This is a genomic window from Aeromonas sp. SrichE-2G (assembly GCF_017939565.1).
In the GTDB taxonomy this organism is placed as follows: Bacteria; Pseudomonadota; Gammaproteobacteria; order Enterobacterales; family Aeromonadaceae; genus Aeromonas; species Aeromonas taiwanensis.
This window is the reverse complement of sequence record NZ_JAGKRG010000020.1, coordinates 92839-118036: the sequence shown is the minus strand read 5'-3', so window position 1 is coordinate 118036 and position 25198 is coordinate 92839. Positions and strand designations below refer to the sequence as shown.

The following is a 25198-nucleotide window of genomic DNA, read 5'->3' as shown; positions in this document are numbered from 1 at the left end:
GACACTGCCAGGCACCCATTTCAAGATTGCGCACTGAGCGTGGTCTTTACCGGTTAGTGTGCTGATATGGCTCAGTCGGTAGAGCGCATCCTTGGTAAGGATGAGGTCCCCAGTTCGATTCTGGGTATCAGCACCATTTTTAAGTAAGCAGCTTTAAACGCTTTTTGCCTGACGGCATTAGCGCCGTGGAACCACCTGAACCCATGCCGAACTCAGAAGTGAAACGCGGTAGCGCCGATGGTAGTGTGGCATTCGCCATGCGAGAGTAGGACACTGTCAGGCACCTATTTAGAAGAGGCCTCCCATTCGGGAGGCCTTTTTGCGTTTCTGCCATCACCCTCTCTTCTGGCGGTTTTTTAGTAAAAACGCTGGGCTATCAAGGAATTGCTCGTTACTCTTTAGCCGTTGCCGATTAACACGTGATGCTGCCAGCGAGGTATTGATGGCTACGTTGAAGGAAATTGCACAGGAGGCGGGCGTCTCGCTCGCGACCGTATCCCGGGTGCTGAACGAGGATCCCAGCCTGAGCGTCAAGGAAGAGACCAGACAGCGGATCTTCGAGATTGCCGAGCGTCTGGAGTACAAGACCAGCAGTGCCCGCAAAGGGGTACACAAGAGCAAGCTGCATTTCCTGGCGGTCTATGCCTACCCGCAGAGCACAGAGGTCAACGACCCCTATTACCTCGCCATCCGCTACGGCATCGAGAGCCAGTGTGCCCGCCTCAATATCGAGTTGACCCACTGCTACAGCGGTGCGGAAGGGCGTGAGCTCTCCGCCGTCGACGGCATCCTGGTCATCGGGCATCTGCCCGAGGAACGTCTCGCCGCGCTTCACTCCCTCTCTGCCCAGCTGGTGTTCGTCGATTGCCGCTCCCGGGGGGAGTTCGACTCGGTCGACGTGGATCTGGCGCTCATCAGCCAGCAGGTGGTGGATTTCTTCATCGCCCAGGGCCATCAGCGCATCGGTTATATCGGTGGCCAGGACGATGGGCCCGATCTGCGGGAGCTTGCGTTTCTCGACTACGGGCAGCGGCTGGGGGTGGTGCAGGAGCAGGATCTCTATCGCGGGGATTTCTCCAGTGCCTCCGGCTACACGCTGGCGAAGGAGATGCTGGCCGGCGACTGGCCCAGGGCGCTGTTCGTTGCCTCTGACTCCATCGCCATCGGCGTGCTGCGTGCCATACACGAGAAGGGGCTGGCTATTCCCCAGCAGATCGAGCTTATCAGCGTCAACGATATCCCTACCGCCAAGTTCACCTTCCCGCCGCTCTCCACGGTGCGGATCCACTCCGAGTTGATGGGCTCCCAGGGGGTCAATCTGCTGGTTGAAAGGCTGCGTGACGAGCGGGATATCCCGCTGCGGGTGCTGGTACCGAGCAAATTGACTCTGCGTGGTACCACTCGGTAGTTTTAGTAAAATGAAATGGGTTTTAGCCGCACCATCTTGCAGTGGTGCGGCAGCTCTTCCTGGTAAATCTCTTTCCCATCAGTAGCCAAAGAACTAGTATCATATTGTTATATATGGAATTAATTGTCAGTAAACCTGTGCTCGTCAACATCCATGCCAGCCCTCTCTGCTCCACCTTCTTTTATCCTCCGCTTCTGATCTCGCTCACAAAACCATCCAGCCATTGTGATCAGGTTAAAACTTTACCGATCCAAAACTGATATTTAGTAAATTTTTATCTAGAGTTTACCCAGTCAAAGTTGCCTTGTTCCGGGAGGACATGTGAATAACTGGGAAAACGCCCAATTTGTTGGTGAAAACAGGCTGGCCCCGCGCGCCTACTTCTTCTCTTATGCCGACCACGGGCTGGCGGTCACCATGCAGCGGGAGCTGAGCCGCCGTTTTCTGAGCCTTAGCGGCCAGTGGCAGTTCCACTACTTCGACCACCCCCTGCAGGTGCCGGAGGCCTTCTATCACAGTCCCATGAACGAGTGGGGCCAGATCACCGTGCCCAACATGTGGCAGATGGAAGGACATGGCCAGCTGCAGTACACCGACGAAGGTTTTCCCTTCCCCATTGATGTGCCCTTCGTGCCGACCAACAACCCCACCGGCGCCTATCAGCGCAGCTTCGTGCTGAGCCCGGCCTGGGACGGCGAGCAGGTGATCATCAAGTTTGACGGGGTGGAGACCTACTTCGAGGTCTATGTAAACGGCCACTACGTTGGCTTCAGCAAGGGGAGCCGCCTCACCGCCGAATTCGACATCAGCGCCTATACCAAAACCGGCGAGAACCTGCTCTCGGTGCGGGTGATGCAGTGGGCCGACTCCACCTACATCGAAGATCAGGACATGTGGTGGATGGCAGGGATCTTCCGCGACGTCTACCTGGTGGGCAAACCGGCGGTCCATGTGCAGGACTTCTTCATCCAGACCGCGCTGGCCGATGACAACCAGAGCGCCACCCTGAGCTGCGACATCCAGCTGGAAAATCTGGGTGAGTCGACCAAGGATCACCGTCTGGTCTGGTCACTGCTGGATCAGGGCAGCGAGATCGCCAGCGGCTCGCTCGACAATCTCGCCATCGACGGCAAGTTCGACTGCCGTTTCACGCTGGATCTGACCAACCCCCATCTGTGGAGCGCCGAAGATCCCTACCTCTATCAGTTGCAACTCTCCCTCTACAACGGTCAGGGCGAGCTGCTGGAGGTGATCCCGCAGCGGGTCGGGGTGCGCGAGATCAAGATTAAGGACGGCCTCTTCTACGTCAATGGCCGCTATCTCAAGCTGCACGGAGTGAACCGTCACGACAACGACCACCTCAAGAGCCGCGCCGTCGGCATGGATCGGGTGGAGCGCGATATCGTGCTGATGAAGCAGCACAACCTCAACTCGGTGCGCACCGCCCACTACCCGAACGACCCGCGCTTCTATGAGCTGTGCGACCAGTACGGTCTGTTCGTGATGGCGGAGACCGACGTCGAGACTCACGGTTTTGCCAACGTCGGCGACCTCAGCCGCATCACCGACGATCCTTTCTGGGAGCCGGTGTTCGTGGATCGCATCGAGCGCCACGTTCACGCCCAGAAGAACCACCCCTCCATCATCATCTGGTCGCTGGGCAACGAGTCCGGCTACGGCTGCAACATCAGGGCCATGTACCAGCGCTGCAAGGGGATCGACCCGACCCGGCTGGTGCACTACGAAGAGGATCGCGATGCCGAGGTGGTGGATGTGGTCAGCACCATGTATTCGCGCGTCTCCCAGATGAACTGCTTCGGCGAGTTCCCGATGGCGAAGCCACGCATCCTCTGCGAATACGCCCACGCCATGGGCAACGGTCCGGGTGGCCTCAGCGAATATCAGCAGGTGTTCGACCGTCATCCCCACATTCAGGGTCACTACATCTGGGAGTGGTGCGATCACGGCATTCTGGATCAGGACGAACAGGGCCGCCCTGTCTACAAGTACGGCGGCGACTTCGGCGACTACCCCAACAACTACAACTTCTGCATGGATGGCCTCATCTATCCGGATCAGACTCCGGGGCCTGGCCTGCGCGAATACAAGCAGGTGATCTGCCCGGTCAAGGTGCGCGCGCTGGATCTGGCGAGCGGCAAGCTGGCGGTGGAAAACCGCTACTGGTTCTCCACTCTCGACGATATCCGCCTGCTGGTCGAAGTTAAGGCCGAAGGTGAACTGCTGGCCAGCCAGCAAATCCGGCTGGAAGGGATTGCTCCCGGTGCCACCGCAGAGCTGCAGCTCGAACTGCCATCCCTCGATGGGCGGGAGACCTTCGTCCAGCTGCGGGTCATCAAGGCCAGCGCTACCCGCTACAGTGCGGCGGAGCACGAGCTGGGCCAGTACCAGTTCCAGCTCAAAGAGTCGACCCGTCAGCTGCAACCCTTTGCCAACCCCAACGCTACCCCGTTGCAGATTGCCGACGAGCGGCTCGCGCTGACCCTGAGTGGCAGCGGTTTTGCCCTGCGCTTCTCGCGCCTCGACGGCAAGCTGGTGAGCTGGCAGCAGGATGGCAATGAGCTCATCGAGCGAGCACCGCGTCTCACCTTCTTCAAGCCGATGATCGACAACCACAAGCAGGAGTACGAGAGCCTGTGGCACCCGAACCACCTGCAGATCATGCAGGAGCACTTCCGTACTCTGAGCTGGCGTCAGCTCGGTGACGCGGTCGAGGTGACGGTGGAAAGCCTGATCGCGCCGCCGGTGTTCGACTTCGGCATGCGCTGCCGCTACGTCTACACCCTGAGCCCGAACGGCCAGCTGCACGTGGCCCTTTCCGGTCAGCCCTACGGTGGTTATGACGACATCATCCCCAAGATCGGTTTCGAGCTGGGTATTCGCCAGGATCTCGACCGGGTGCACTACTACGGCATGGGCCCGGGCGAGAACTATCTGGACAGCCGCCAGAGCAACTGGATCGACTGCTTCCAGAGCACGGTGGGCGAGATGTGGGAGCACTACCCCTTCCCGCAGGACAACGGCAACCGTCAGCAGGTGCGCTGGGCAACCCTGACCAACCGTCACGGCGCCGGTCTCTACGTGCGGCCCGATGCCCCCATCAACCTGAGCGTCTGGCCCTACAGCTGGGAGCACATCCACGCGGCGCAGCACATCAACGAGCTGGAACCGAGTGGCTATCTCACTCTCAACCTGGATCACAAGGTGCTGGGGCTCGGTTCCAACTCCTGGGGCTCCGAGGTGTTGGACTCCTGGCGGGTGCGCTTCGAGCCGTTCAGCTTCGGCCTGACCCTGCTGCCCATTGCCCGTGGCAACCTCAATCCGGCTGCGCTGGCCGGGCTCGATCTCACCATCAACGGCGGGAGGAACCTCGCATGATCACCCTGGACAACCTGACCCTGTTCAAAAACATCTACCGGGAGGGCAAGAAGTGGGGCCGTTGCGTGGAGGCCATCAACAACGTTGGCAACCTCAAGCCGGGGATCTGCCACTCCATCGGTGACTCCCTCACCTACCGCTTGCAGGAGGGGGCCAGCCCGGCCACCTCATTGTTCGAGGGGCAACGTCGTTACTTCGACGTCCACTACTACCTGGAAGGGGAGGAGACGGTGGAGTGGGCTGCCAAGAATGAGCTGCGGGTCGAACAGGCTTACGACGACACCACAGACCGCGAGTGGCTGGCCGGCGAGGTGCGAGAGCGCCAGAAAGTCGGTAATGGCCAGGTGGTGATCTTCGAGAACGATGAGGCCTATCGCTTCGCAGGCGACGGCCCGGTGCGCAAGGTGATCATCAAGGTCACCGTCGAAGGCGGCTACTTCAAAAACAAATAACAAGCCGCTGATTTTGTACTGATAAAAAGCCGGAAGGCGCGGGGCTCACCCTACAGCTCAGGCCCCGCCCTTTCGCAGACAACTACTACAGGTCTGGAGATGCACCATGTCTGATTCCAAACGGAATACGATAGGCAAGTTCGGTTTGCTGTCGCTCACCTTTGCGGCGGTATTCAGTTTCAACAACGTCATCAACAACAACATCGAGATCGGTCTGGCGTCAGCCCCGATGTTCTTTCTGGCCACCATTTTTTACTTTATTCCGTTTTGCCTGATCATTGCGGAATTTGTGTCACTGAATAAGAACTCCGAAGCGGGGGTTTATGCCTGGGTGAAGAGCTCCCTTGGCGGTCGCTGGGCCTTCATCTCCGCCTACACCTACTGGTTCGTGAACCTCTTCTTCTTCACATCTTTGCTGCCGAGGGTCATCGCCTACGCCTCTTACGCCTTCCTGGGTTACGAGTACATCCTCACCCCGCTGGCCACCACTTTCTTAAGCATGATCCTGTTCGCCTTCGCCACCTATGTCTCTACCAACGGCGCCAAGATGCTGGGCCCCATCACCTCGGTGACCTCGTCCCTGATGCTGCTGCTGACTCTCTCCTACATTCTGCTGGCGGGTGCGGCCCTGATCGGCGGCGTGCAGCCGGCCGACCCCATCACGGTGGAAGCCATGGTTCCCGATTTCAGCTGGGCCTTCCTGGGTATTACTACCTGGATCTTTATGGCGGCCGGTGGCGCCGAGTCGGTGGCGGTCTACGTCAACGACGTCAAGGGCGGCTCCAAATCCTTCGTCAAGGTGATCATCGTCGCCGGCATCTTTATCGGCGTGCTCTACTCCATCGCCTCCCTGCTGATTAACGTCTTCGTCCCGAGCGATACCCTGAAATACACCGGCGGCTCGGTGCAGGTGTTCGAGGGGCTGGCCTCCTACTTCGGTCTGCCCGCCATTCTGGTGAACCGCTTCGTGGGTCTGGTCTCCTTCACCGCCATGTTCGGCTCCCTGCTGATGTGGACTGCGACTCCGGTGAAGATCTTCTTCTCCGAGATCCCGGCCGGCATCTTTGGCAAGAAGACGGTCGAGCTGAACGAGAACGGCGTGCCGGCTCGTGCAGCCTGGATCCAGTACCTGATCGTGCTGCCGTTGATGGTGGTGCCGACCCTGGGCTCCAACACCGCGCAAGATCTGATGAATACCGTGATTAACATGACCGCCGCCGCTTCCATGCTGCCGCCGCTGTTCATCATGCTGGCCTACCTGAATCTGCGCCTGAAGCTGGATCACCTGCCGCGGGACTTCAAGATGGGCTCACGCAATACAGGGATCGCCGTGGTCTCGGTGCTGATCGCCATCTTTGCGGTGGGCTTCCTGGCCTCCACCTTCCCGACCAGCGCCGACATCATGACCATCATCTTCTACAACGTGGGCGGAATTGTGATTTTCCTGGGCTTTGCCTGGTGGAAATACAACAAATACGAAGCCTCCCTGAGCGATGAAGCGCGCGCCAAAGAGGCCCAGCCGACCGCGCAGGTGTCGCTCCAGGCGTCATGAGCCGCGTCCCTGAACAGACAGGCCCGAGGGGCCAACACAAGCAAAGCGGGTGGCCGATGGCCACCCGTACCCCGTTAAACCCAACAAGAAAAGGAAGAACACAATGAGCGAGGTGATCGAGTTTGCCGAATTCAAGCGAGTCGAGATGAAGGTGGGCAAGGTGCTGGAGGTGGTGCGCCACCCGGGCGCCGACAAGCTCTATATCGTCCAGATCGATGTGGGTGGCGAGCGCCCCCTGCAGACCGTCACCAGCCTGGTGCCCCACTATAGCGAAGCGGAACTGCTGGGCAGCCAGGTGGTGGTGCTGACCAATCTCAAACCCACCAAGATGCGCGGTGAGCGCTCCGAATGCATGTTGCTCTGCGCCGAGACGCCGGACGAGAGCCAGAGCGTGCTGTTGCAGCCGCGGGTGCCGATGGCACCGGGCACTCCGATCGTCTGACTGGTTTTGCGAGCCGGTGCGGTGAGACTGCACCGGTTCACCAAGGAGGCCGCCCAAGCGGCCCGATCATAACAAGAGAGTAAAGCGCAGGGCCGACAGACCCTTGCCAAACACATCACAGAGTCACAGCGTTACCCGCAGGGAGCGCGAGTCCACTGGAGGACACCATGTCTGAATCCGTACGCGGCACCATAGGCAAGTTTGCCCTGTTGTCGATGACCTTTGCCGCCGTGTTCAACGTGCGCAACATCGTCAACAACAACATCGAGCTGGGGCTCAGCTCCGCCCCCATCTTCCTGCTGGCGACCCTCGTCTACTTCATCCCGTTCGTCTTCATCATCGCCGAGTTCGTCTCGGCGAACAAAAACTCCGAATCGGGCATGTACGACTGGCTGAAAAAACCGCTCGGCACCCGGATGGCCTATCTGGGCTCGTTTCTCTACTGGTTTGTGAACCTGTTCTGGTTCGTCTCCCTGCTGCCCAACGTCATCGCCTACGCCTCCTACGCGATGCTGGGCTATGAGTACAGCTTCTCGCCCATGGTCACCTCGGTCATCTCCATCGTGCTGTTTGCGGCGGCGACCCACATCTCCACCAAGGGGGCGAGCTGGCTCGGCAAGATTGCCGAAATAGTGGCCTACGGGGTGTTTGCCCTGTTCGCCATCTATGTGCTGGGGGCCCTGATGGCGCTCGGCGGTGACCATGTGCCGGCCCAGCCGATTACGCTGGAGGCCATGACCCCCACCGTCAACTGGGCGACGCTGGGTATCATGTGCTGGATCTTCCAGGCGGCGGGCGGTGCCGAGACGGCAGCGGCCTACCTCAATGACGTGAAGGGGGGGCAGAAGTCTTTCATCAAGGTGATCATCAGCGCAGGTATCGTGATCGGTGCCATGTATGCGCTCGGCTCCCTTTTGGTGAACGTGTTCGTGGCGCGCGAGAGCCTCACCTATGCCGGCGGCATGGTGGAGATCTTCACCGGCATGGCGCAATACTTCGGGCTCTCCGAGGCGCTGGTGGGCCGCTTCGTCGGCGTGGTGCTGTTTATCGCCATGTTCGGTTCCATGATGATGTGGACCTCGGCGCCGGTGAAGATCCACTTCTCCGAGATCCCCAAGGGGGTCTACGGCGAGAAGACCACCCAGCTCAACGAGCACGGGGTGCCGGTGCGCGCCGCCTGGTGGCAGTTTGCCTTCGTGTTCGCGATGCTGGTGGTCAACGGCTTCGGCTCGGAATCGGTGCAGCAGATGATGAACACCGCCATCAACCTCACCGCCGGCACCGCCATGCTGCCGCCCATCTTCATCATGGTGGCCTACTTCGTGTTCCGCTGGAAACATGACGACACTCCCCGCGAGTTCCGCATGGGGTCGCGCAAATTCGGCATGGCGGTGGTGTCGGTGCTGATCGCCATCTTCGTGGTGAGCATGAGTGCCTCCGCCTTCCCGGCGGGGGTCGATCTGGTGCGCGCCTTCTTCATCAACGTCTTCATGACGGCGGTCTTCTCGGCGCTGGCCTACTGGTGGATCTCCCGCTTCGAGAAGCGGCAGGCCCGCAGGCTGGTCAGGGGGGCGAACGACAGCGGCACGCTGGCCAAGCAGAGCTGAGCAAGCCAAAAGAGCAACGGGTGACTCGGTCGCCCGTTTTTTTGGTGAAAGGCGCGGGCAGGGGTGGTTTCCGGGTGGCCCCTTTTCCGCTTAACAAAATGAAACAAATGAGGTAGTCGCTCAACTTTGCGCCTCCCGTTTATCGGGGTAAGCTGGGGATCCGTTTCAACAGGAGCTGCGCCACAGCTCCTGTTGTGTTTCCTGTCGTCCCCGATCACCGGCCCCGCGCGGGGACGGGATCTGCTTTCACCGGAGACCGCTCGTGCGTCTGGATCCCTTTACCTCTGTACTGATCGTGGTGGTCGCGCTGGCCTCCTTCTTCCCCTGCGAGGGGCAGGTGGCCGTCTGGTTCGGTCTGCTGACCAAGCTGGCGGTGGCGCTGCTGTTCTTCATGCATGGCGCCAAGCTGTCGCGCCAGAACCTGCTGGCGGGCCTCGGCCACTGGCGGCTGCACCTGGTGGTGATGGCCAGCACCTTCGTGCTGTTCCCGCTGCTGGGGCTGCTGCTCACGCCGCTGGTGCCGAGCTGGCTGAGCCCGGCCATCTACCTCGGTTTCCTTTACCTGTGCGCCCTGCCGGCCACCGTGCAATCAGCCATCGCCTTCACCTCCATGGCCGGCGGCAATGTGTCGGCGGCGGTGTGCAGCGCCTCGGCCTCCAGCATCCTCGGCATCTTCCTCTCGCCTGTGCTGGTGGGGCTGATGATCAATGTGCAGGGGGAGGGGGTCGATACCTGGCACTCCATTCAGGCCATCATGGTGCAGCTGATGCTGCCGTTCGTGGTGGGCCACCTGTCGCGCCCGCTCATCGGTCGCTGGGTCGACAGCCATCGCCCGCTCATCGGCAAGCTGGATCAGAGCTCCATCCTGCTGGTGGTCTATGTGGCCTTCAGCGAGGCGGTGGTGCAGGGGATTTGGCACCAGGTCGGCTGGTACGATCTCGCCAGTATCGTGCTGCTGAGCTGCGTGCTGCTGGCACTGGTGCTGGGCTGGAATGTCTGGATCAGCCGCCGCCTCGGTTTTGGCAAGGCGGACGAGATCACCATCGTTTTCTGCGGCTCCAAGAAGAGCCTGGCCAACGGGGTGCCCATGGCCAACGTCATGTTCCCGGCCGCCAGCGTCGGGGTCATGGTGCTGCCGCTGATGATCTTCCACCAGATCCAGCTGATGGTGTGCGCCGTGCTGGCCCGCCGCTACCGTGAGCAGGAGGTCGTGCCCCAGGCGCAGCAGGGGTAAGCCGTCCGGATAAAAAAGAGGGAGGCCATGGGCCTCCCTCTTTCGTTTGCAGCATTGTCAGCGTTTGCGCCAGACGGTGAGCTGGGCCACCGTGTGCTGATACTTGCGGGCAGTCTCGCGGATGACGAAGGGGACGTCCCTCGGGGGCATGTGCTCCTCGAACTCCTCCGCCAGCAGCCGTTGCAGCGCCTGATAGGTGCCGAGGGCCTCGCCGTTCTCGCGCACACCGCCGAGCCAGTTGGCCCTGGGGGTGTAGTCGGTCAGCCAGGTGTAGGGGCTGGTGAGTACCAGCAGGCCGCCGCTGCGCAGGCGCGGGGCGATGTCCCGCAGGAAGCGGGCGGGTTCCCGCAGCCGGTCGATGAGGTTGGAGGCGAGCACCAGATCGTAGTCCGCATACTTGGGCTTGAGGTTGCAGGCATCCCCCTGGCTGAAGTGGACGCGATCGGCCTGCTCGCGGCCGAGCTCATGGCGGGAGAGTCGCGCCTCGCAATACTCCACCAGTTCCCCTTCCACCGGCACCGCATAGCGGAAGCTGTCCTGGCTGGCGAGCGCCAGGGCCACGTCGATGAAGCGGGCCGAGTAGTCCACCCCGTCCACGTGGGCGAAGCGGCGGGCCAGTTCGAAGCTGGCGCGGCCGGTGGCGCAGCCGATGTCGAGCGCCCGCTCATGGCGGCTGCACAGCTCGCTGGCAAGGCTGGCCAGAGCCTCGGCGTAGTTGGCGACCCCGAAGTGGCTCGGGCCGTACTGGAAGTCGAGGTACTGAGCGACGAGCGTGTCGGTTTCATAGGGGTTCACGATGACGGGCTCCTGATGGCGGGATACCAGGTAGCGGAAGCCCGCATGCTGGAAGAAGTGGCGACGGAAGGCGTAGCGGGAGGACTTGAGCGCCTCGTTGCCGGTGCTGATCCAGCTCCCGCCCTTGATCAGGGTGTGTTTGCCATCGAAGGTGGGGGTGGAGAAGTCGTCGTAGAGGGGATGCACCTTGAACCCCTCGAAGCCGTCGATGGCGGTGCCGGTCCACTGCCAGACGTTGCCCACCAGATCGAAGAAGCTGCCCTGGGGGCAGGCATCCACCGGGCAGGAGGACGCGAAGCGGGCCAGGTTGATGTTGCCGGGTGCCTCGATCCAGTCCGGCTGATCGCCGGCCAGTTGCTCCCGCAGCAGCATCCACTCCGCCTCGCTCGGCAGCTGGACGGGCAGGCCGGTCTGATCCGCCTTCCAGCGGCAGAAGGCGGCGGCCTCCAGCTGGTTCACCTCCACCGGCCAGTCCCAGGGCATGGGGACCTGCCCGGTCATCAGCCGCAATTGCAGTTGTTCGGGCTCGGCGGGATCGCCGACCCAGAAGGTGGGCATGCGCGCCCCGGCATACTGGCGCCAGCCCCAGCCTTCGTCATCCCACCAGGCGCGGGTCTCGTAGCCACCGGCCTGCACGAAGTCGAAAAATTCTGCGTTGCTCACCAGCATGCGGCTGGCCTGGAAGGGGGCCAGTTCGATATGGCGCTCGCCGTATTCGTTGTCCCAGCCGTAGGTGGCGTCCTGCTTGCCGAGGCGCACCCGGCCGCCGGCTACCGGCAGCAAGGTGTTGGCAGGCACTTCGTCACGGCGATGGCGCGCCTCGGGGCAGACCGGCCACTGGGGCTGGCTGCGCACCCAGGCGAGCGGCAGCTGGCGGATCAGCACGCTGGAGGTCTCGAGGTGGATGCGCTCGTGCTCTATCCCCATCAGGATGACCCAGGCCGGGCTCTGCCAGCCGATGGGCAGTTCGAGCGGCATCTTCTCGATAAAGTCGACCACCAGGGCCCTTACCCGGCCGCGATAGGCGCGCAGCTCGCTGACGGAGGGCCAGTCGTAGTGGGTCTCGTCGAGATCGTCCCAGCTCATCTCGTCCACCCCGATGGCGACCATGGCCTCGATGCGGGGATCGAGGCGCCCTTCGATGAGGCGGGCCGCCAGCAGCTTGTTGACGAAGAAGGCGGCAGTGTGGCCGTAGTAGAAGATGAGCGGGTGGCGCAGGGGAATCGCCTTGTCAAACCAGGCGCGTTCGTCGGCCAGGCACTCGAACAGGGAGTCATAGAGATCAAACGTCTGGCAGAAGTAGGCGAGCAGCTCGCGGCGCTTGTGCTCGGGATCCGTGCCGGTCAACAGCGGGGTTCGTGTGGGGGCGGGCAGGCCCCCTGGGGTGACGAAGGGGTGGCTGGCTTGGGTCACGCTCTGACTCCTTGTTGGTATGCATCGATGGAGTGCTCTATACGCACCAGGTATCACTATTGGCTCAACAGACCGGCGCGACAACAAAAAACTGTCGATCTCTGCCGCCATGGCGGGGGCCGCCGGGGGAAACGCCTCCCCGTCCGGGCATGGCCAGTTTTGCCAACATATGGTCTAAATGGCACCTTACAGCCTGATGACATGACCAGGTAAAATAGAAAAAAGCATATAAATCATCCAATTGAGATTATGGCACAGGGATTGCCATCATCTGGTCCGAACGAGAACAATCGGGCCGAAACCGGCCATCAACAGGGAGAGAGACATGAAGTGGATTCTGGGGGTGATGCTGGCGCTGGGGCTGGGGGGCTGCAACCAGCTGGATGATACCCTGGTGAGGGGGAGTGGCCCCGTCATCGAGCAGCACCATGGCCTGGGCCAGCAGGTGACCCGGGTGGAGGCGGCAGTGCCGGCCAGCATCCACCTGAAGGCGGGGGAGCAGAGGGGCATAGTGATCCGTGGGCAGGAGGATCTGCTGCCCTATCTGGTGCTGACGGAGCGGGACGATACCCTGGAGATGAAGGTGAGGGATGGCTACCGGTTCGAGCTCTCCGAGCCCATCGACATCGACATCACCCTGCCCCGGGTGGAGGCGCTGGCCCTGGCGGGCCTGGCTCGCGGCGACCTGAGCGGCTTCAAGGGGAATGAGCTGGTGCTGTCGGTGGCGGGCCTGGGCGACATCGTCGCCGATCGGCTGGAGGTAAACCGGCTGGAGGGCAACGTGGCCGGGGCGGGCAGCCTGGCTCTGGGGCAGGGCTCGGCCAGGGAGATCGAGCTGAACGTGGCCGGTGCCGGCGGCGTCTCGGGCGAGGGGTTCGAAGGCAGGGAGGTCGAAGTCAACATCGCGGGCAGCGGCGACGTCAAGGTGCGGGCCAGCGGGCAGCTGAAGATCGGCATCGCCGGTGCCGGCTCGGTCGGTTACTGGGGCGATCCCGCCCTGACCAGCGAGATCGCGGGCTCCGGCCGGGTGAGCCGGCTGGGGGGCTGAGTCGCCCGCCCTCCCTGATAAAGACACAGGCCCGGCAGGGCCTGTTTTGTTATCCGCGGGTGTTGGGCCTTGTCTCAGGCGAGGGGCAGGGCGAGGCGATGATCCGCATTCAGGCGCATCAGCAGCCACTGCATGCCGGCGAGGTGCTGGTGGTCGTGGCTGACGAGCAGCCGCACCAGCCCATCCAGAGTCACCTCTCCATAGTTGCCGTAGCGTGCCCGACGCTGCCAGGCGTCGGACGGCACCGTCTTCAGCCATTCGACGGTCTGCAGGCGGGCGGTGCGAAAGCGCGCCAGCTGCACGGCGGGAGCCTGCTGCCGGTACAGGTTGTCTTGCGCCAGCTGATAGCCATCGAGGGAGGCCAGTTCGGGCAGGTGCTCAGCCAGGGTGCGGCGAAAGCGCACCTGATAGCCCAGGGTTTCGATGTCCAGCAGGTGGCAGAGGTGGCCCCGGGCGCTGAAACGCTCGGAGGGGATCCCGGCCCAGTTGGCGGGCTCCCAGTCCAGGTACTCGCCGGGCACCTGGGCAAGCAGTCCCTCGAACTGATCCGGCATGGCCAGCAATGCGGTGAAGAGAGGCATCCTTGTTTCTCGTTCCTTGTGTCTCGGGGCCGCCAGCATGGTGACGGCCACCAGGTCTGGCCCTTACTTCTGGACCGGTTCGCCCAGATGACGGGCGTGGAAGCGCAGGTGCGCCTCGATGAAGCTCGCCACGAAGTAGTAGCTGTGGTCGTAGCCGGGGTGACGGTTGAGCTCGAGGGGCCAGCCCTTGGTGCCGGCCACCTCGGCCAGGGTGTCGATGCCGAGCTGTTCGGTCAGGAAGGGGTCATCCAGCCCCACGTCTACCAGGGTCGGCAGGGGCGGGCTGTCGTGATGGCGCAGCAGTTGGCAGGCATCCCACTCCTGCCACAGCAAGGGGTTGTTGCCGAGGTAGGCGCCGAGGGCCTTCTGGCCCCAGGGGCAGCGGCTCGGGTGGCTGATGGGGCTGAAGGCCGACACCGAACGGTAGCGACCGGGCTCGCGCAGGGCGGCGATCAGCGCCCCGTGGCCCCCCATGGAGTGGCCGCTGATGGCGCGCCTCGTCGAGACCGGGAAGTGGGTCTCGATGAGATCGGGCAGCTCCCGGGTGACGTAGTCGTACATCTGGTAGTGGTCGCGCCAGGGATGCTGGGTGGCATTGACGTAGAAGCCGGCACCCATGCCGAGGTCATAGCCGGGATCGTCCGCGACACCTTCGCCGCGGGGGCTGGTGTCCGGTGCCACCAGGGCGATGCCGAGCTCGGCGGCGATGCGCTGGGCTCCCGCCTTCTGCATGAAGTTCTCGTCGGTGCAGGTGAGGCCGGAGAGCCAGTAGAGCACGGGCACCTTCTGGCCGGTGAGGGCCTGGGGTGGCAGGTAGATGGCAAACTGCATGTCGCAGCCGAGCACGGTGGAGCGGTGGCGATACTGCTTGTGCCAGCCGTCGAAGCTCTTGTTGCTGCTGATGATGTCCAGGTTCATCGAAGGACTCCTCGCCCCGCACATTCATCGATGGGCGGGGCTCTCATGGGATCAGTAGTGGATGACGGTGCGGATGCTCTTGCCTTCGTGCATCAGATCGAACGCCTCGTTGATCTGCTCAAGGGGCATGGTGTGGGTGATGAAGTCGTCCAGCTTGAACTCACCCTGCATGTAGCGCTGCACGTAGCTTGGCAGCTCGCTGCGACCGCGCACGCCGCCGAAGGCGCTGCCGCGCCACACCCGGCCGGTGACCAGCTGGAACGGACGGGTGCTGATCTCCTGGCCCGCACCGGCCACGCCGATGATGACGGATTCGCCCCAGCCCTTGTGGCAGCACTCCAGCGCCGCGCGCATCACCTTGACGTTGCCGATGCACTCGAAGGAGAAGTCGACGCCGCCGTCGGTCATCTCGACGATCACCTCCTGGATGGGCTTGTCGAACGTGTTCGGGTTGATGCAGTCGGTGGCACCCAGCTTGCGGGCCAGCTCGAACTTGCTCTCGTTGATGTCGATGGCGATGATGCGGCCGGCCTTGGCCAGGCGCGCGCCTATGATGGCGGAGAGGCCGATACCCCCCAGCCCGAAGATGGCGACGCTCTCACCCTCCTTGACCTTGGCGGTGTTCATCACGGCGCCGATGCCGGTGGTGACGCCGCAGCCCAGCAGGCAGACCTCTTCCAGGGGGGCGGCCGGATCCACCTTGGCGATGGAGATCTCCGGCAGCACAGTGTATTCGCTGAAGGTGGAGGTGCCCATGTAGTGGTAGATGGGCTGGCCATCCTTGGAGAAGCGGGTGGTGCCGTCCGGCATCAGCCCCTTGCCCTGGGTGGCACGGATCTTCTGGCACAGGTTGGTCTTGCCGGACTTGCAGAACTTGCACTCGCCGCACTCGGGGGTGTAGAGCGGGATCACGTGATCGCCCACCTTGACGCTGGTGACGCCCTCGCCGACGGATTCGACGATGCCGCCACCCTCGTGGCCCAGGATGCAGGGGAAGACCCCTTCCGGATCTTCGCCGGACAGGGTGAAGGCATCGGTGTGGCAGACGCCGGTGGCGACGATCCGCACCCGCACTTCACCGGCCTGGGGCGGCATGACCTCGACCTCTTCGATGGAGAGGGGCTGGCCCGGTCCCCAGGCGATGGCGGCCTTACACTTGATGCTTTGAACCTGTGCCATGAATGACGTCCTCGTAGTGGTTGGATGAACGGAAATGAGTTCGGAGATCCAGTGTAGTTTCCCGCCGATTTGGTGATAATAAGGTGAAATCTGAAATCACTTTTACACACAGGTAATAATGTTCGGTTGGGAAGGGGTCTGTGAATTTGTCAGCGTGGCGGAGCAGGGGGGCTTTACCCCGGCCGCACGCAAGCTCGGGGTCTCGGTGGCCCAGGTGAGCCGCCAGGTGGCGCAGCTGGAGGACAGGCTGCAGGCCAAGTTGCTGCTGCGCACCACCCGCCAGGTGCGGCTCACCGAGCTCGGGGAGATCTATTTTCGCCACTGCCGCCAGCTGCTCGACAACCTCTACGAGGCGGAGCTGGCGGTGGGGCGCCATCAGGCGGTGCCGCAAGGATCCTTGCGCATCACGGCCCCCGTCTCCTACGGCGAGAGCCGCATCGCCCCCCTGGTGAACGACTTCATGGTGCGCTTCCCCCAGCTGGAGGTGACCCTCAACCTCACCAATCAGCTGCTGGACCTGGTGCACGAGGGGTTCGATCTGGCGATCCGCCTCGGTCACCTCAAGGACTCCAGCCTGGTGGCGCGCAAGCTGGCGCAGCGGGTGCCCTATGTGTGCGCCTCCCCGGCCTACACCGCCCGCCATGGCATGCCCAACAGCCTCTCCGAACTTGCCCGTCACACCTGTCTGGTGGGCAACAGCGACGAGTGGCATTTCACCCTGAACGACAAGCCCCACAGCGTGCGGGTCCACGGCCTGCTGCAGTGCAACAGCGGTCACGCCCTGCTGGATGCGGCCCTCAAGGGGATCGGCATCATCCAGCTGCCGGACTACTACGTCAGCGACCACCTGGCCCGGGGGGAGCTTATCGAGCTGCTGCCGGAGCTGCGGGCGCCGGCGGAGGGGATCTGGGCTCTCTATCCCCACAACCGCCACCTCTCCCCCAAGGTGCGGCTGCTGGTGGACTACCTGGCCGAGCGCCTCAGCGATCCCCATCAGCCCGCCCTGGTGCGGCCGGTTGGCTGAGCGTTCAAAAGGAAAAGGCCCGCACAAGCGGGCCTTTTTGCATGGCATGAAGGGCGGGGCTATTCCCGCTCCTTGACGTAGGGGGTGCCGAGGGCCTTGGGGGCCACCGCCTTGCCGATGAAACCGGCGAGCAGGAAGACCGTCAGTATGTAGGGCAGCGCCTCGATGGCCTGCACCGGGATCGGGAAGTCGCCGATGCTGACCCCTTGCAGCCGGATGGCGACCGCGTCGAGGAAGCCGAACAGCAGGCAGGCCGCCATGGCGTTCCAGGGGCGCCACTTGCCGAACACCAGGGCCGCCAGGGCCATGAATCCCTTGCCCGCGCTCATGTTGGGGATGAACTGGGCGGTCTGGGCCACCGCCAGATAGGTGCCCCCGATGCCGGCCAGCAGGCCGCCGATGATGAGCGCGGTGTAACGCATGCGCACCACGGAGATACCGGCGGTGTCCACCGCTGCCGGGGCCTCGCCCACCGCCCGCAGACGCAGGCCGAAGCGGGTGCGGAACAGCACCCACCAGGCCAGGGGCACGGCGGCGAACGCCACGTACTCCAGCAGGGAGTGACCGCTCAGCAGCTCGCTGTAGAGCTGGCCGATGACGGGCACGTCATAGAGCTCCTTGGCGTAGGGCAGGTCGATGGGAGCGAAGCGGGCATCACCGGAGAGCGCCGGCGTCTGGCCGCCCTGATCGAACCAGTAACGGCCCAGGGTGACGGTCAGGCCGGCTGCCAGGATGTTGATGGCCATGCCGCTCACCACCTGATCCCCCCGGTGGGTGATGGTGGCGAAGCCGTGCATCAGGGCGAACAGGATGGAGACGCCCACCCCGACCCCCAGCCCAATCCAGGCGGAGCCGGTGACGGCCGCCGCCGCCGCACTGGCGAAGGCAGCCGCCAGCAGCTTGCCCTCCAGGGCGATGTTGACCACCCCGGAGCGCTCGCAGAACATCCCCGCCATGGCGGCCAGGATCAGCGGCGGCGCGGTCCGGATGGTGGCATCCAGCATCAGGATCAGGGTTTCAAACATGGCTTGGACTCCCTTCTACGCGCAGAACATTCCTGTCATTCATGGCCGCCAGTATTAGCGGCGGCGCGGTACGAATGGTGGCATCCAGCATCAATATCAGCGTTTCGAACATGGTCAGGCTCCTTTGACTTGCGCGGCCGTGCGGTTGGCGAAGGCCAGGTAGGCCTGCTCGATGCGCGGGCGCAGCATGTGCTCCAGCGCGCCGCAGAACAGGATCACCAGACCCTGCAGCACCACGACGATGTTGCGGTCCACCCCGAACTCGAAGCTGAGCTCGGCGCCGCCCTGGTAGAGGAAGCCGAACAGCAGGCTGGCGATGATGACGCCGACCGGGTGGTTGCGACCCATCAGCGCCACCGCGATGCCGGTGAAGCCGAAACCTTCCACGAAGTTCAGCTTGATCTGGTGCAGCTCACCTTGCAGCACGTTGAGGGCGAAGAAGCCCGCCAGCATGCCGGAGATCACCATGGCCAGGATCACCACCCTGGGGTAGGAGATGCCCGCATAGGCGGAGGCACTCTGGCTCGCACCCACGGAGCGGATCTCGTAGCCCCAGCGGGTATGCCAGATGAAGACCCAGACCAGGAGCGCGCAGATCAGCGCCCAGAAGAAGCTGATGTTGAGCGGGCTGTTCGGGACTTCCATGCCGAAGCCGGCCAGCAGTTCGCTCATCTTCGGCAGCCAGCTCGCTTCGGCGAACACCTTGCTCTCGGTGGCCATGGAGCCCGCCGGCTTGAAGATGTCGACCAGCAGGTAGGCCATCAGGGAGGCGGCGATGAAGTTGAACATGATGGTGGTGATGACGATGTGGCTGCCCCGCTTGGCCTGCAGCCAGGCCGGGATGAAGGCCCAGGCCGCGCCAAACAGGCCGCCGGCGATGATGGCCAGCGGCAGCAGCAGGGCGAACGGCAGCACGTCGCCGAGCAGCAGGCAGACCAGCCCGACACCGAGGCCGCCGATGTAGGCCTGCCCCTCACCGCCGATGTTGAACAGGCCGGCGTGGAAGGCCACCGCCACCGCCAGACCGGTGAAGATGAAGCCGGTGGCGTAGTAGAGGGTGAAGCCTATCCCCTCGCCGGTGCCGAAGGCGCCGTACCACATGATCTCGGCCGCCTCGACCGGGTTGATGTCGAGGTAGTAGAACAGGATGGCCGACACCAGGAAGGCCAGCAGGATGTTGAGCGCGGGCAGGACGCCCACGGAGATCCAGGCGGGAACACGTGCTTGGCTCATGGGCGAGCCTCCTTGGCAGTCTCGTCGGGGACGAAGGGGTGGGCGGTCATCCGGCCCACGGTGTTGCGAATGGGTTGCTGGCTCATGGGGTCACTCCCTGGGGCTGGCTGGCTGCCACCTCGTCGGGCACTATGTTCGCCATCATCAGGCCTATGGTGCGTTCATCCGCTTTGGCACCGTCCAGCTCGCCGACGATGCGGCCATCGGCGATGACCAGGATGCGATCGGAGAGGCTCATGATCTCGTCCAGCTCCACCGACACCAGCAGCACGGCCTTGCCCTTGTCGCGCATGGCGATGATCTGCTGGTGGATGTACTCGATGGCGCCGATGTCGACGCCCCGGGTCGGCTGACCGACCAGCAGCACGTCCGGATCCTGCTCCACCTCCCGGGCGATCACCAGCTTCTGCTGGTTGCCGCCGGAGAAGTTCGCGGTCTTGTGCTCCGGGCTCGGCGGGCGCACGTCCCACTTGTCCATCTTGGCCTGGCAATCCTGGCGGATCGCCTCCTTGTCCTGCAGCCAGCCCTTGTTGTACTGGGCACGGCGGTGATAGCCGAGGATGAAGGCCTCTTTCGCCTCGAAGCGATTGATGAGCCCCATCTTGTGCCTGTCTTCCGGGATGTGACCGAGGCCGAAGTTGCGCACCTGCTCCGGGTTCGCCGGGTGGCTCAGGCTCACCTCGTGGGTCTGCTCCCCGACGACGGTGAAGCTGCCCTTGCTCGGCTTGAGGATGCCGCCGAGCAGGCTGAGCAGCTCGGATTGGCCGTTGCCGGAGACCCCGGCGATGCCGACCACTTCCCCGGCGCGCACCGCGAAGCTGACGGACTTGACCCGTTCCACCCCGGCGTCATCGACGTAAGAGAGGCCGTCGACCTTGAGCTTGGCCTCGCCCGGATGGGCGCTGCCCTTGTCGACCTTGAGGCGCACCTTGCGGCCCACCATCAGCTCGGCGAGCTGCTCCTTGTCGGTGTCTTTGGTGGCGACGTGGGCCACCATCTCGCCCCGGCGCATGATGGAGACCTGATCCGTGATGGCCAGGATCTCCCGCAGCTTGTGGGTGATGAGGATGATGGTCGCGCCCTGATCCCGCAGCTTCTTGAGCACCTCGAACAGGTGGTCCGCCTCTTGCGGGGTCAGCACCCCGGTCGGCTCGTCCAGGATCAGGATGCGGGCGCCGCGATAGAGCGCCTTGAGGATCTCGACCCGCTGCTGCAGGCCCACCGGCAGATCCTCGACCTTCTCGTGCAGCGGCACCTCGAGACCATAGTCCCGGGCCAGCTCGCCGAGCAGTTTCTCGGCCGCCGCCAGGCTCTTGCCCAGGTGCCAGCCGTTTTCCGCGCCGAGGATCACGTTTTCTAAAACAGTAAAATTGTTCACCAGCATAAAGTGCTGGTGCACCATGCCCACGCCTGCGGCAATCGCATCTTGTGAGCCATGGGGTTTGAAGGGTTTACCGTCGATCAGCATCTCGCCTTTGTCGGCGTGGTAGAAACCGTAAATGATGCTCATCAGGGTCGACTTGCCGGCGCCGTTTTCACCGACGATGCCGTGAATGCTGCCTTTACGAACCTGGAGGTCGATCTGCTTGTTGGCGTACACGTCGCCGAACCGCTTATCGATACCTCTTAATTCGATGGCATAGCGATCTGTCTGGTCCATGATGCAGTCCTTGCGGGTCATGAAGTAGAGACTAAAAACCGGCCCCTGCGGGCCGGTCATCACAGGTTGAGAGTCGTAGCAGTGACTCAGTACTTACAGGCGTTGTCGCTCATGTAGTCGTGCACCTTGATCTTGCCGGCGATGATGTCGGCCTTGATGCTCTCGACCTTGGCCTTCATCTCCGGGGTGATCAGCTTGGCGTTGTTGTCGTCCAGCGCCCAGTCAACACCGCCTTCGGCCAGACCCAGGGACTGGATGCCCGGCTTCCAGCTGCCCTTGGCGGCGTCATCCCAGCTCTTGTACGCAGCCAGACCCACGGACTTGACCATGGAGGTCAGCATGGTGCCCGGTTGCAGGTGGTTCTGGTTGGAATCCACGCCGATGGCCAGCTTGCCTTCGTCCTTGGCAGCCTGGTAGACACCGATGCCGGTACCGCCGGCGGCGGCATAGACCACGTCCGCGCCCTTGGCGAACTGGGACTTGGCCAGCTCGGCACCCTTGGCCGGGTCAGCAAAGGCCGCCGGGGTGGAGCCGGTCATGTTCTGGTAGACGTCGATCTTCGGATTGATGTACTTGGCGCCCTGCTCGTAGCCGCACTCGAACTTGCGGATCAGCGGGATGTCCATGCCACCCACGAAGCCGACCTTGCCGGTCTTGGAGGCGATGGCGGCCAGTGCACCCACCAGGAAGGAACCTTCATGCTCCTTGAAGATGAGGGACTGCACGTTCGGCTTGTCGACCACCATGTCGATGATGGTGAACTGGGTGTTCGGGAACTCGGTGGCGACCTTCTCTACCGCAGAGCCCATGTTGAAACCGACGGCGACGATGGGGCCGTTGCCACGGCTGGCCAGACGGCGCAGGCCCTGCTCGCGCTGGGCTTCGTTCTGGGGCTCGAACTCCTTGACCTTGACGCCTTTGTCCTTGTTGTAGACTTCGACGCCGTTGCGGAACACGGCTTCGTTGAAGGACTTGTCGAATTTGCCGGCGGTGTCATAGATGACGGCGGGCTCGGAGGCTGCCTGGGCGGACAGGGCAGAGAGGGTGAGGGCGGCCACGGTGGCCAGCTTGAGCACTTTAGTCACGATCGTATCCTTGATTGTTATGTTGAGGGTCCACAACCCGCCGTAGCAGCAGGCTATAAAGCACGCTGGCTAACTGTAAGTGAGCCAGTCTGTGGGTCAAGGGGATCATAGAGGAAAAACGTTTGCGTTAACGGTTTGAAATATAAGCAAATTGCCTTATAAGTGTTTGTTTTTGTGCTTTTTTGTAGATTTAAATTCTGGGATTAATAGGTTCCGATCGACATTTATCTTTGTATTCATAGTGTTATGCGCAACCGTTTTCCTCCCCCGATGAAAAAAGTGGTGCCTATCGGCGCCGATTACCGTGTCGCGGCCGCTGCCGCCGAGGCGGGCTGACGCGACCCTTGTCGCCCCGGCTTGGTCTCTGGCCCCGCAGGCCGTATAATCGCCGCCTGTATAAATAAACAGGAGTGGTGATGGACGTTTCAACCCTGCTCGACGGGCTCAACGACAAACAACGTGATGCCGTTGCGGCCCCTCGCTGCAACCTGCTGGTGCTGGCCGGTGCCGGTTCGGGCAAGACCCGGGTGCTGGTGCACCGCATCGCCTGGCTGATGCAGGTGGAACGCTGTTCACCCTTCTCCATCATCGCGGTGACCTTCACCAACAAGGCGGCCGCCGAGATGCGCGGCCGGGTCGAGAAGGTGATAGGCGACGGCGTGCGCGGCATGTGGATCGGCACCTTCCACGGCATCGCCCACCGCTTGCTGCGGGCCCACCATCTGGATGCGGGCCTGCCCCAGGACTTCCAGATCCTCGACTCCGACGACCAGTACCGCCTCATTCGCCGGGTGCTCAAGGCGCTCAACCTCGACGAGAAGCACTGGGCTCCGCGCGCCGTCATGGGCTACATCAACGGCAAGAAGGACGAGGGGCTGCGCCCCGGCGATATCGACCTCTACGGCGACCCCGTCACCCGCACCTATCAGCAGATCTACAAGACCTACCAGGAGACCTGCGATCGCTCCGGGCTGGTGGACTTTGCCGAGCTCCTGCTGCGCGCCCACGAGCTGTGGCTGAACAAGCCCCACATCCTCGAACACTACCGGGACCGCTTCCAGAACATCCTGGTGGACGAGTTCCAGGATACCAACGGCATCCAGTACGCCTGGCTGCGGATGCTGGCCGGCGACACCGGCAAGGTGATGATCGTCGGCGACGACGACCAGTCCATCTACGGCTGGCGCGGCGCCAAGATCGAGAACATCCAGCGCTTCCTGACCGACTATCAGGGGGCCGAGACCATCCGCCTCGAGCAGAACTACCGCTCCACCGCCAACATCCTCAAAGCCGCCAACAGCGTCATCGCCAACAACGCCGAGCGCCTCGGCAAGGAGCTGTGGACCGAAGGTGCCGAGGGGGAGCCGATTTCGCTCTATGCCGCCTTCAACGAGGTGGACGAGGCCCGCTTCGTGGTGGGCCGCCTCAAGGACTGGAAAGAGAAAGGTGGCTTGCTCGCCGACTGCGCCATCCTCTATCGCTCCAACGCCCAGTCCCGGGTGCTGGAAGAGGCGCTGATGCAGGATGCCATGCCGTATCGCATCTACGGCGGCCTGCGCTTCTTCGAGCGCCAGGAAATCAAAGACGCCATGGCCTACCTGCGCCTTATCAACAACCGCGGCGACGACGCCAGCTTCGAGCGGGTCGTCAACACCCCGACCCGCGGCATCGGCGATCGCACCCTCGAGATATTGCGCAATAACGCCCGGGATCAGGGGCAGAACCTGTGGCAGTCGGCCAAGGCACTGCTTAACGACAAGGTGCTGACCGGCCGCGCCGGCAACGCGGTGCGCGGCTTTGTCGAGCTGATCGACGCGCTGGAGGAGCAGGTCTCCCTGCTGCCGCTGCACCAGCAGGCGGATATCGCCATCCAGCACTCCGGCCTCAAGGCGATGTATCTGGCGGAAAAGGGCGAGAAATCCCAGGCGCGGGTAGAGAACCTGGACGAACTGGTCACCGCCTGCCGCCAGTACCAGCGCCCGGACGAGCTGGAGGACATGAGCGATCTCTCCGCCTTCCTCGCCCACGCGGCGCTGGAGTCCGGCGAGAATCAGGCGGACGAATATGCCGACGCGGTGCAGCTGATGACCCTGCACAGTGCCAAGGGGCTGGAATATCCCCTGGTGCTGCTGGTCGGCGTGGAAGAGGGCATGTTCCCCAGCCAGCAATCCACCGAGGAGTCGGGCCGCCTGGAGGAGGAGCGGCGCCTCTGTTACGTCGGCATGACCCGCGCCATGGAGAAGCTCTACATCTGTTATGCGGAGAGTCGCCGCATCTATGGCCGCGAGATGTTCCACAAGCCGAGCCGCTTTATCCGCGAGATGCCCGCCGAGTGTCTGGAAGAGATCCGGCTGCGCACCCAGGTCAGCCGCCCCACCCAGTACGGCCGCTTTAGCCAGAACGAGGTGCAGCAAAGCTTCGACGCCAGCGGCATCAAGCTCGGCCAGCGGGTGCTCCATCCGAAATTCGGCGAAGGAATCGTGCTCAACTTCGAAGGGGTCGGCCAGCAGAGTCGGGTGCAGATCCAGTTCGACGACGTCGGCGCCAAGTGGCTGGTGACGGCGTATGCCAGATTGGAGGCGCTTTAATCCCCTCACCCTGACCCTCTCCCAACGGGAGAGGGGATCATCCCCGAGATAGTCTTTGCCTCCTTTTCCCCTTGTGGGAGGGGGCCTGTTCCCGAGATCGTCTTTGCTCCTTTCTCCCCTTGCGGGAGAAGGGTTGGGGATGAGGGGTTCGTAAATGGTTTTGGATCTTGGCACGGCTGGCGCCGTGCAGGACGCGAGGGCTGGGCCCTCGACAGGGTTTCGCCCGCCCTTCGGGCTGGGGCGAGTGACTTTTCTTTGCGTGGCCAAAGAAAAGTCACCAAAAGAAAGGCCACCCCCGCCAATCCGCTGGCTTCGCCAGTCCCCTCAGTTCAGAGCCAACGTCGGACGGGCCGCCGCAGACGGCACATCCCTGTGCCGGCTGCGGCTACGCCATCATCCCTGATGGCGTCCCTGACGTTGCCTCTGGCCCTCGGCGGATTGGAGGGGGAGCAATACCGTACTTACCCGTGGCTGGGGTGCTGTATTCGATAGTCCAGTAAGGAGTGGGACTAAACTTCGAAGGGGTCGGCTAGCAAAGCCGAGTGTGGCCCCAGTTTG

18 protein-coding genes, 1 tRNA gene and 1 rRNA gene are annotated in these 25198 nt (G+C 62.9%); 12 read left to right on the top strand and 8 right to left on the bottom strand.

All coding sequences use genetic code 11. From position 1 onward, the window contains the following. The first annotated feature begins 60 nt into the window (after window positions 1–60). The 9 genes from J9885_RS14795 (at window position 61) to J9885_RS14755 (ending at window position 10091) form a co-directional block, all read left to right on the top strand. Window positions 61–136, top strand: a tRNA-Thr gene (locus J9885_RS14795). Between the two features lie 31 nt (window positions 137–167). Then, window positions 168–282: ribosomal RNA gene (gene rrf, locus J9885_RS14790) — 5S ribosomal RNA — on the top strand. Between the two features lie 160 nt (window positions 283–442). After that, window positions 443–1408: a transcriptional regulator EbgR gene (gene ebgR, locus J9885_RS14785; protein ID WP_210549901.1), complete on the top strand. Its 966-nt coding sequence runs from the start codon at window positions 443–445 to the stop codon at window positions 1406–1408. 321 nt (window positions 1409–1729) lie between these two features. After that, window positions 1730–4804, top strand: a complete 3075-nt coding sequence (gene ebgA, locus J9885_RS14780) for a beta-galactosidase subunit alpha (RefSeq protein WP_210549900.1) — start codon at window positions 1730–1732, stop codon at window positions 4802–4804. After that, window positions 4801–5256 (top strand): beta-galactosidase subunit beta, encoded by a 456-nt coding sequence (locus tag J9885_RS14775; RefSeq protein ID WP_026458447.1) that lies wholly within the window; start codon window positions 4801–4803, stop codon window positions 5254–5256. Before ebgA ends, J9885_RS14775 begins: the two co-directional genes overlap by 4 nt. Window positions 5257–5362: 106 nt before the next feature. Continuing rightward, a complete protein-coding gene (locus J9885_RS14770; protein ID WP_210549899.1) occupies window positions 5363–6808 on the top strand; it encodes an amino acid permease in 1446 nt (481 codons plus the stop codon). A 103-nt stretch (window positions 6809–6911) separates the two neighbouring features. Continuing rightward, window positions 6912–7250 (top strand): tRNA-binding protein, encoded by a 339-nt coding sequence (locus J9885_RS14765; protein ID WP_033131355.1) that lies wholly within the window; start codon window positions 6912–6914, stop codon window positions 7248–7250. Window positions 7251–7417: 167 nt separating this feature from the next. Then, window positions 7418–8857, top strand: coding sequence for an amino acid permease (locus J9885_RS14760; protein ID WP_210549898.1), 1440 nt, complete (start codon window positions 7418–7420; stop codon window positions 8855–8857). Window positions 8858–9119: 262 nt separating this feature from the next. After that, window positions 9120–10091 carry a bile acid:sodium symporter family protein gene (locus tag J9885_RS14755; protein ID WP_210549897.1) on the top strand — a complete coding sequence of 324 codons (972 nt, stop codon included), beginning with the start codon at window positions 9120–9122 and terminating at the stop codon, window positions 10089–10091. Window positions 10092–10148: 57 nt separating this feature from the next. Here J9885_RS14755 and ovoA read toward each other — a convergent pair whose 3' ends face one another. Next, window positions 10149–12299, bottom strand: a complete 2151-nt coding sequence (ovoA, locus tag J9885_RS14750) for a 5-histidylcysteine sulfoxide synthase (protein WP_210549896.1) — start codon at window positions 12297–12299, stop codon at window positions 10149–10151. A 325-nt stretch (window positions 12300–12624) separates the two neighbouring features. Here ovoA and J9885_RS14745 point away from each other — a divergent pair, with 325 nt between their 5' ends. Beyond that, window positions 12625–13347, top strand: coding sequence for a head GIN domain-containing protein (locus tag J9885_RS14745; protein WP_210549895.1), 723 nt, complete (start codon window positions 12625–12627; stop codon window positions 13345–13347). Between the two features lie 74 nt (window positions 13348–13421). Here J9885_RS14745 and J9885_RS14740 read toward each other — a convergent pair whose 3' ends face one another. The 3 genes from J9885_RS14740 to J9885_RS14730 all read right to left on the bottom strand — a co-directional run bounded on the left by J9885_RS14740 (window position 13422) and on the right by J9885_RS14730 (window position 16025). Then, a complete protein-coding gene (locus tag J9885_RS14740; RefSeq protein ID WP_210549894.1) occupies window positions 13422–13928 on the bottom strand; it encodes a DinB family protein in 507 nt (168 codons plus the stop codon). A 63-nt stretch (window positions 13929–13991) separates the two neighbouring features. Beyond that, a complete protein-coding gene (gene fghA / locus J9885_RS14735; protein WP_210549893.1) occupies window positions 13992–14846 on the bottom strand; it encodes an S-formylglutathione hydrolase in 855 nt (284 codons plus the stop codon). Window positions 14847–14897: 51 nt separating this feature from the next. Then, on the bottom strand, window positions 14898–16025 hold the full coding sequence (locus J9885_RS14730; RefSeq protein ID WP_010672469.1) for an S-(hydroxymethyl)glutathione dehydrogenase/class III alcohol dehydrogenase: 1128 nt from the start codon (window positions 16023–16025) through the stop codon (window positions 14898–14900). 118 nt (window positions 16026–16143) lie between these two features. Between J9885_RS14730 and J9885_RS14725 the strand changes: the two genes are divergently transcribed. Beyond that, window positions 16144–17049 (top strand): LysR substrate-binding domain-containing protein, encoded by a 906-nt coding sequence (locus tag J9885_RS14725; protein ID WP_210549892.1) that lies wholly within the window; start codon window positions 16144–16146, stop codon window positions 17047–17049. A gap of 59 nt (window positions 17050–17108) precedes the next feature. On the opposite strand, the gene J9885_RS14720 is transcribed toward J9885_RS14725, so the two are convergent. From J9885_RS14720 to J9885_RS14705, 4 genes are all read right to left on the bottom strand, one after another. Beyond that, entirely contained in the window at window positions 17109–18074 is a 966-nt protein-coding gene (locus J9885_RS14720; protein WP_134697209.1) for an ABC transporter permease, read from the bottom strand. Between the two features lie 114 nt (window positions 18075–18188). After that, on the bottom strand, window positions 18189–19307 hold the full coding sequence (locus J9885_RS14715; protein WP_134697210.1) for an ABC transporter permease: 1119 nt from the start codon (window positions 19305–19307) through the stop codon (window positions 18189–18191). An 82-nt stretch (window positions 19308–19389) separates the two neighbouring features. After that, window positions 19390–20967: an ABC transporter ATP-binding protein gene (locus tag J9885_RS14710; protein ID WP_210549891.1), complete on the bottom strand. Its 1578-nt coding sequence runs from the start codon at window positions 20965–20967 to the stop codon at window positions 19390–19392. An 86-nt stretch (window positions 20968–21053) separates the two neighbouring features. Next, window positions 21054–22052, bottom strand: a complete 999-nt coding sequence (locus tag J9885_RS14705) for a BMP family ABC transporter substrate-binding protein (RefSeq protein ID WP_210549890.1) — start codon at window positions 22050–22052, stop codon at window positions 21054–21056. 416 nt (window positions 22053–22468) lie between these two features. Between J9885_RS14705 and uvrD the strand changes: the two genes are divergently transcribed. Further along, on the top strand, window positions 22469–24640 hold the full coding sequence (uvrD, locus tag J9885_RS14700) for a DNA helicase II (protein WP_039039538.1): 2172 nt from the start codon (window positions 22469–22471) through the stop codon (window positions 24638–24640). The last annotated feature ends 558 nt before the right edge of the window (window positions 24641–25198 follow it).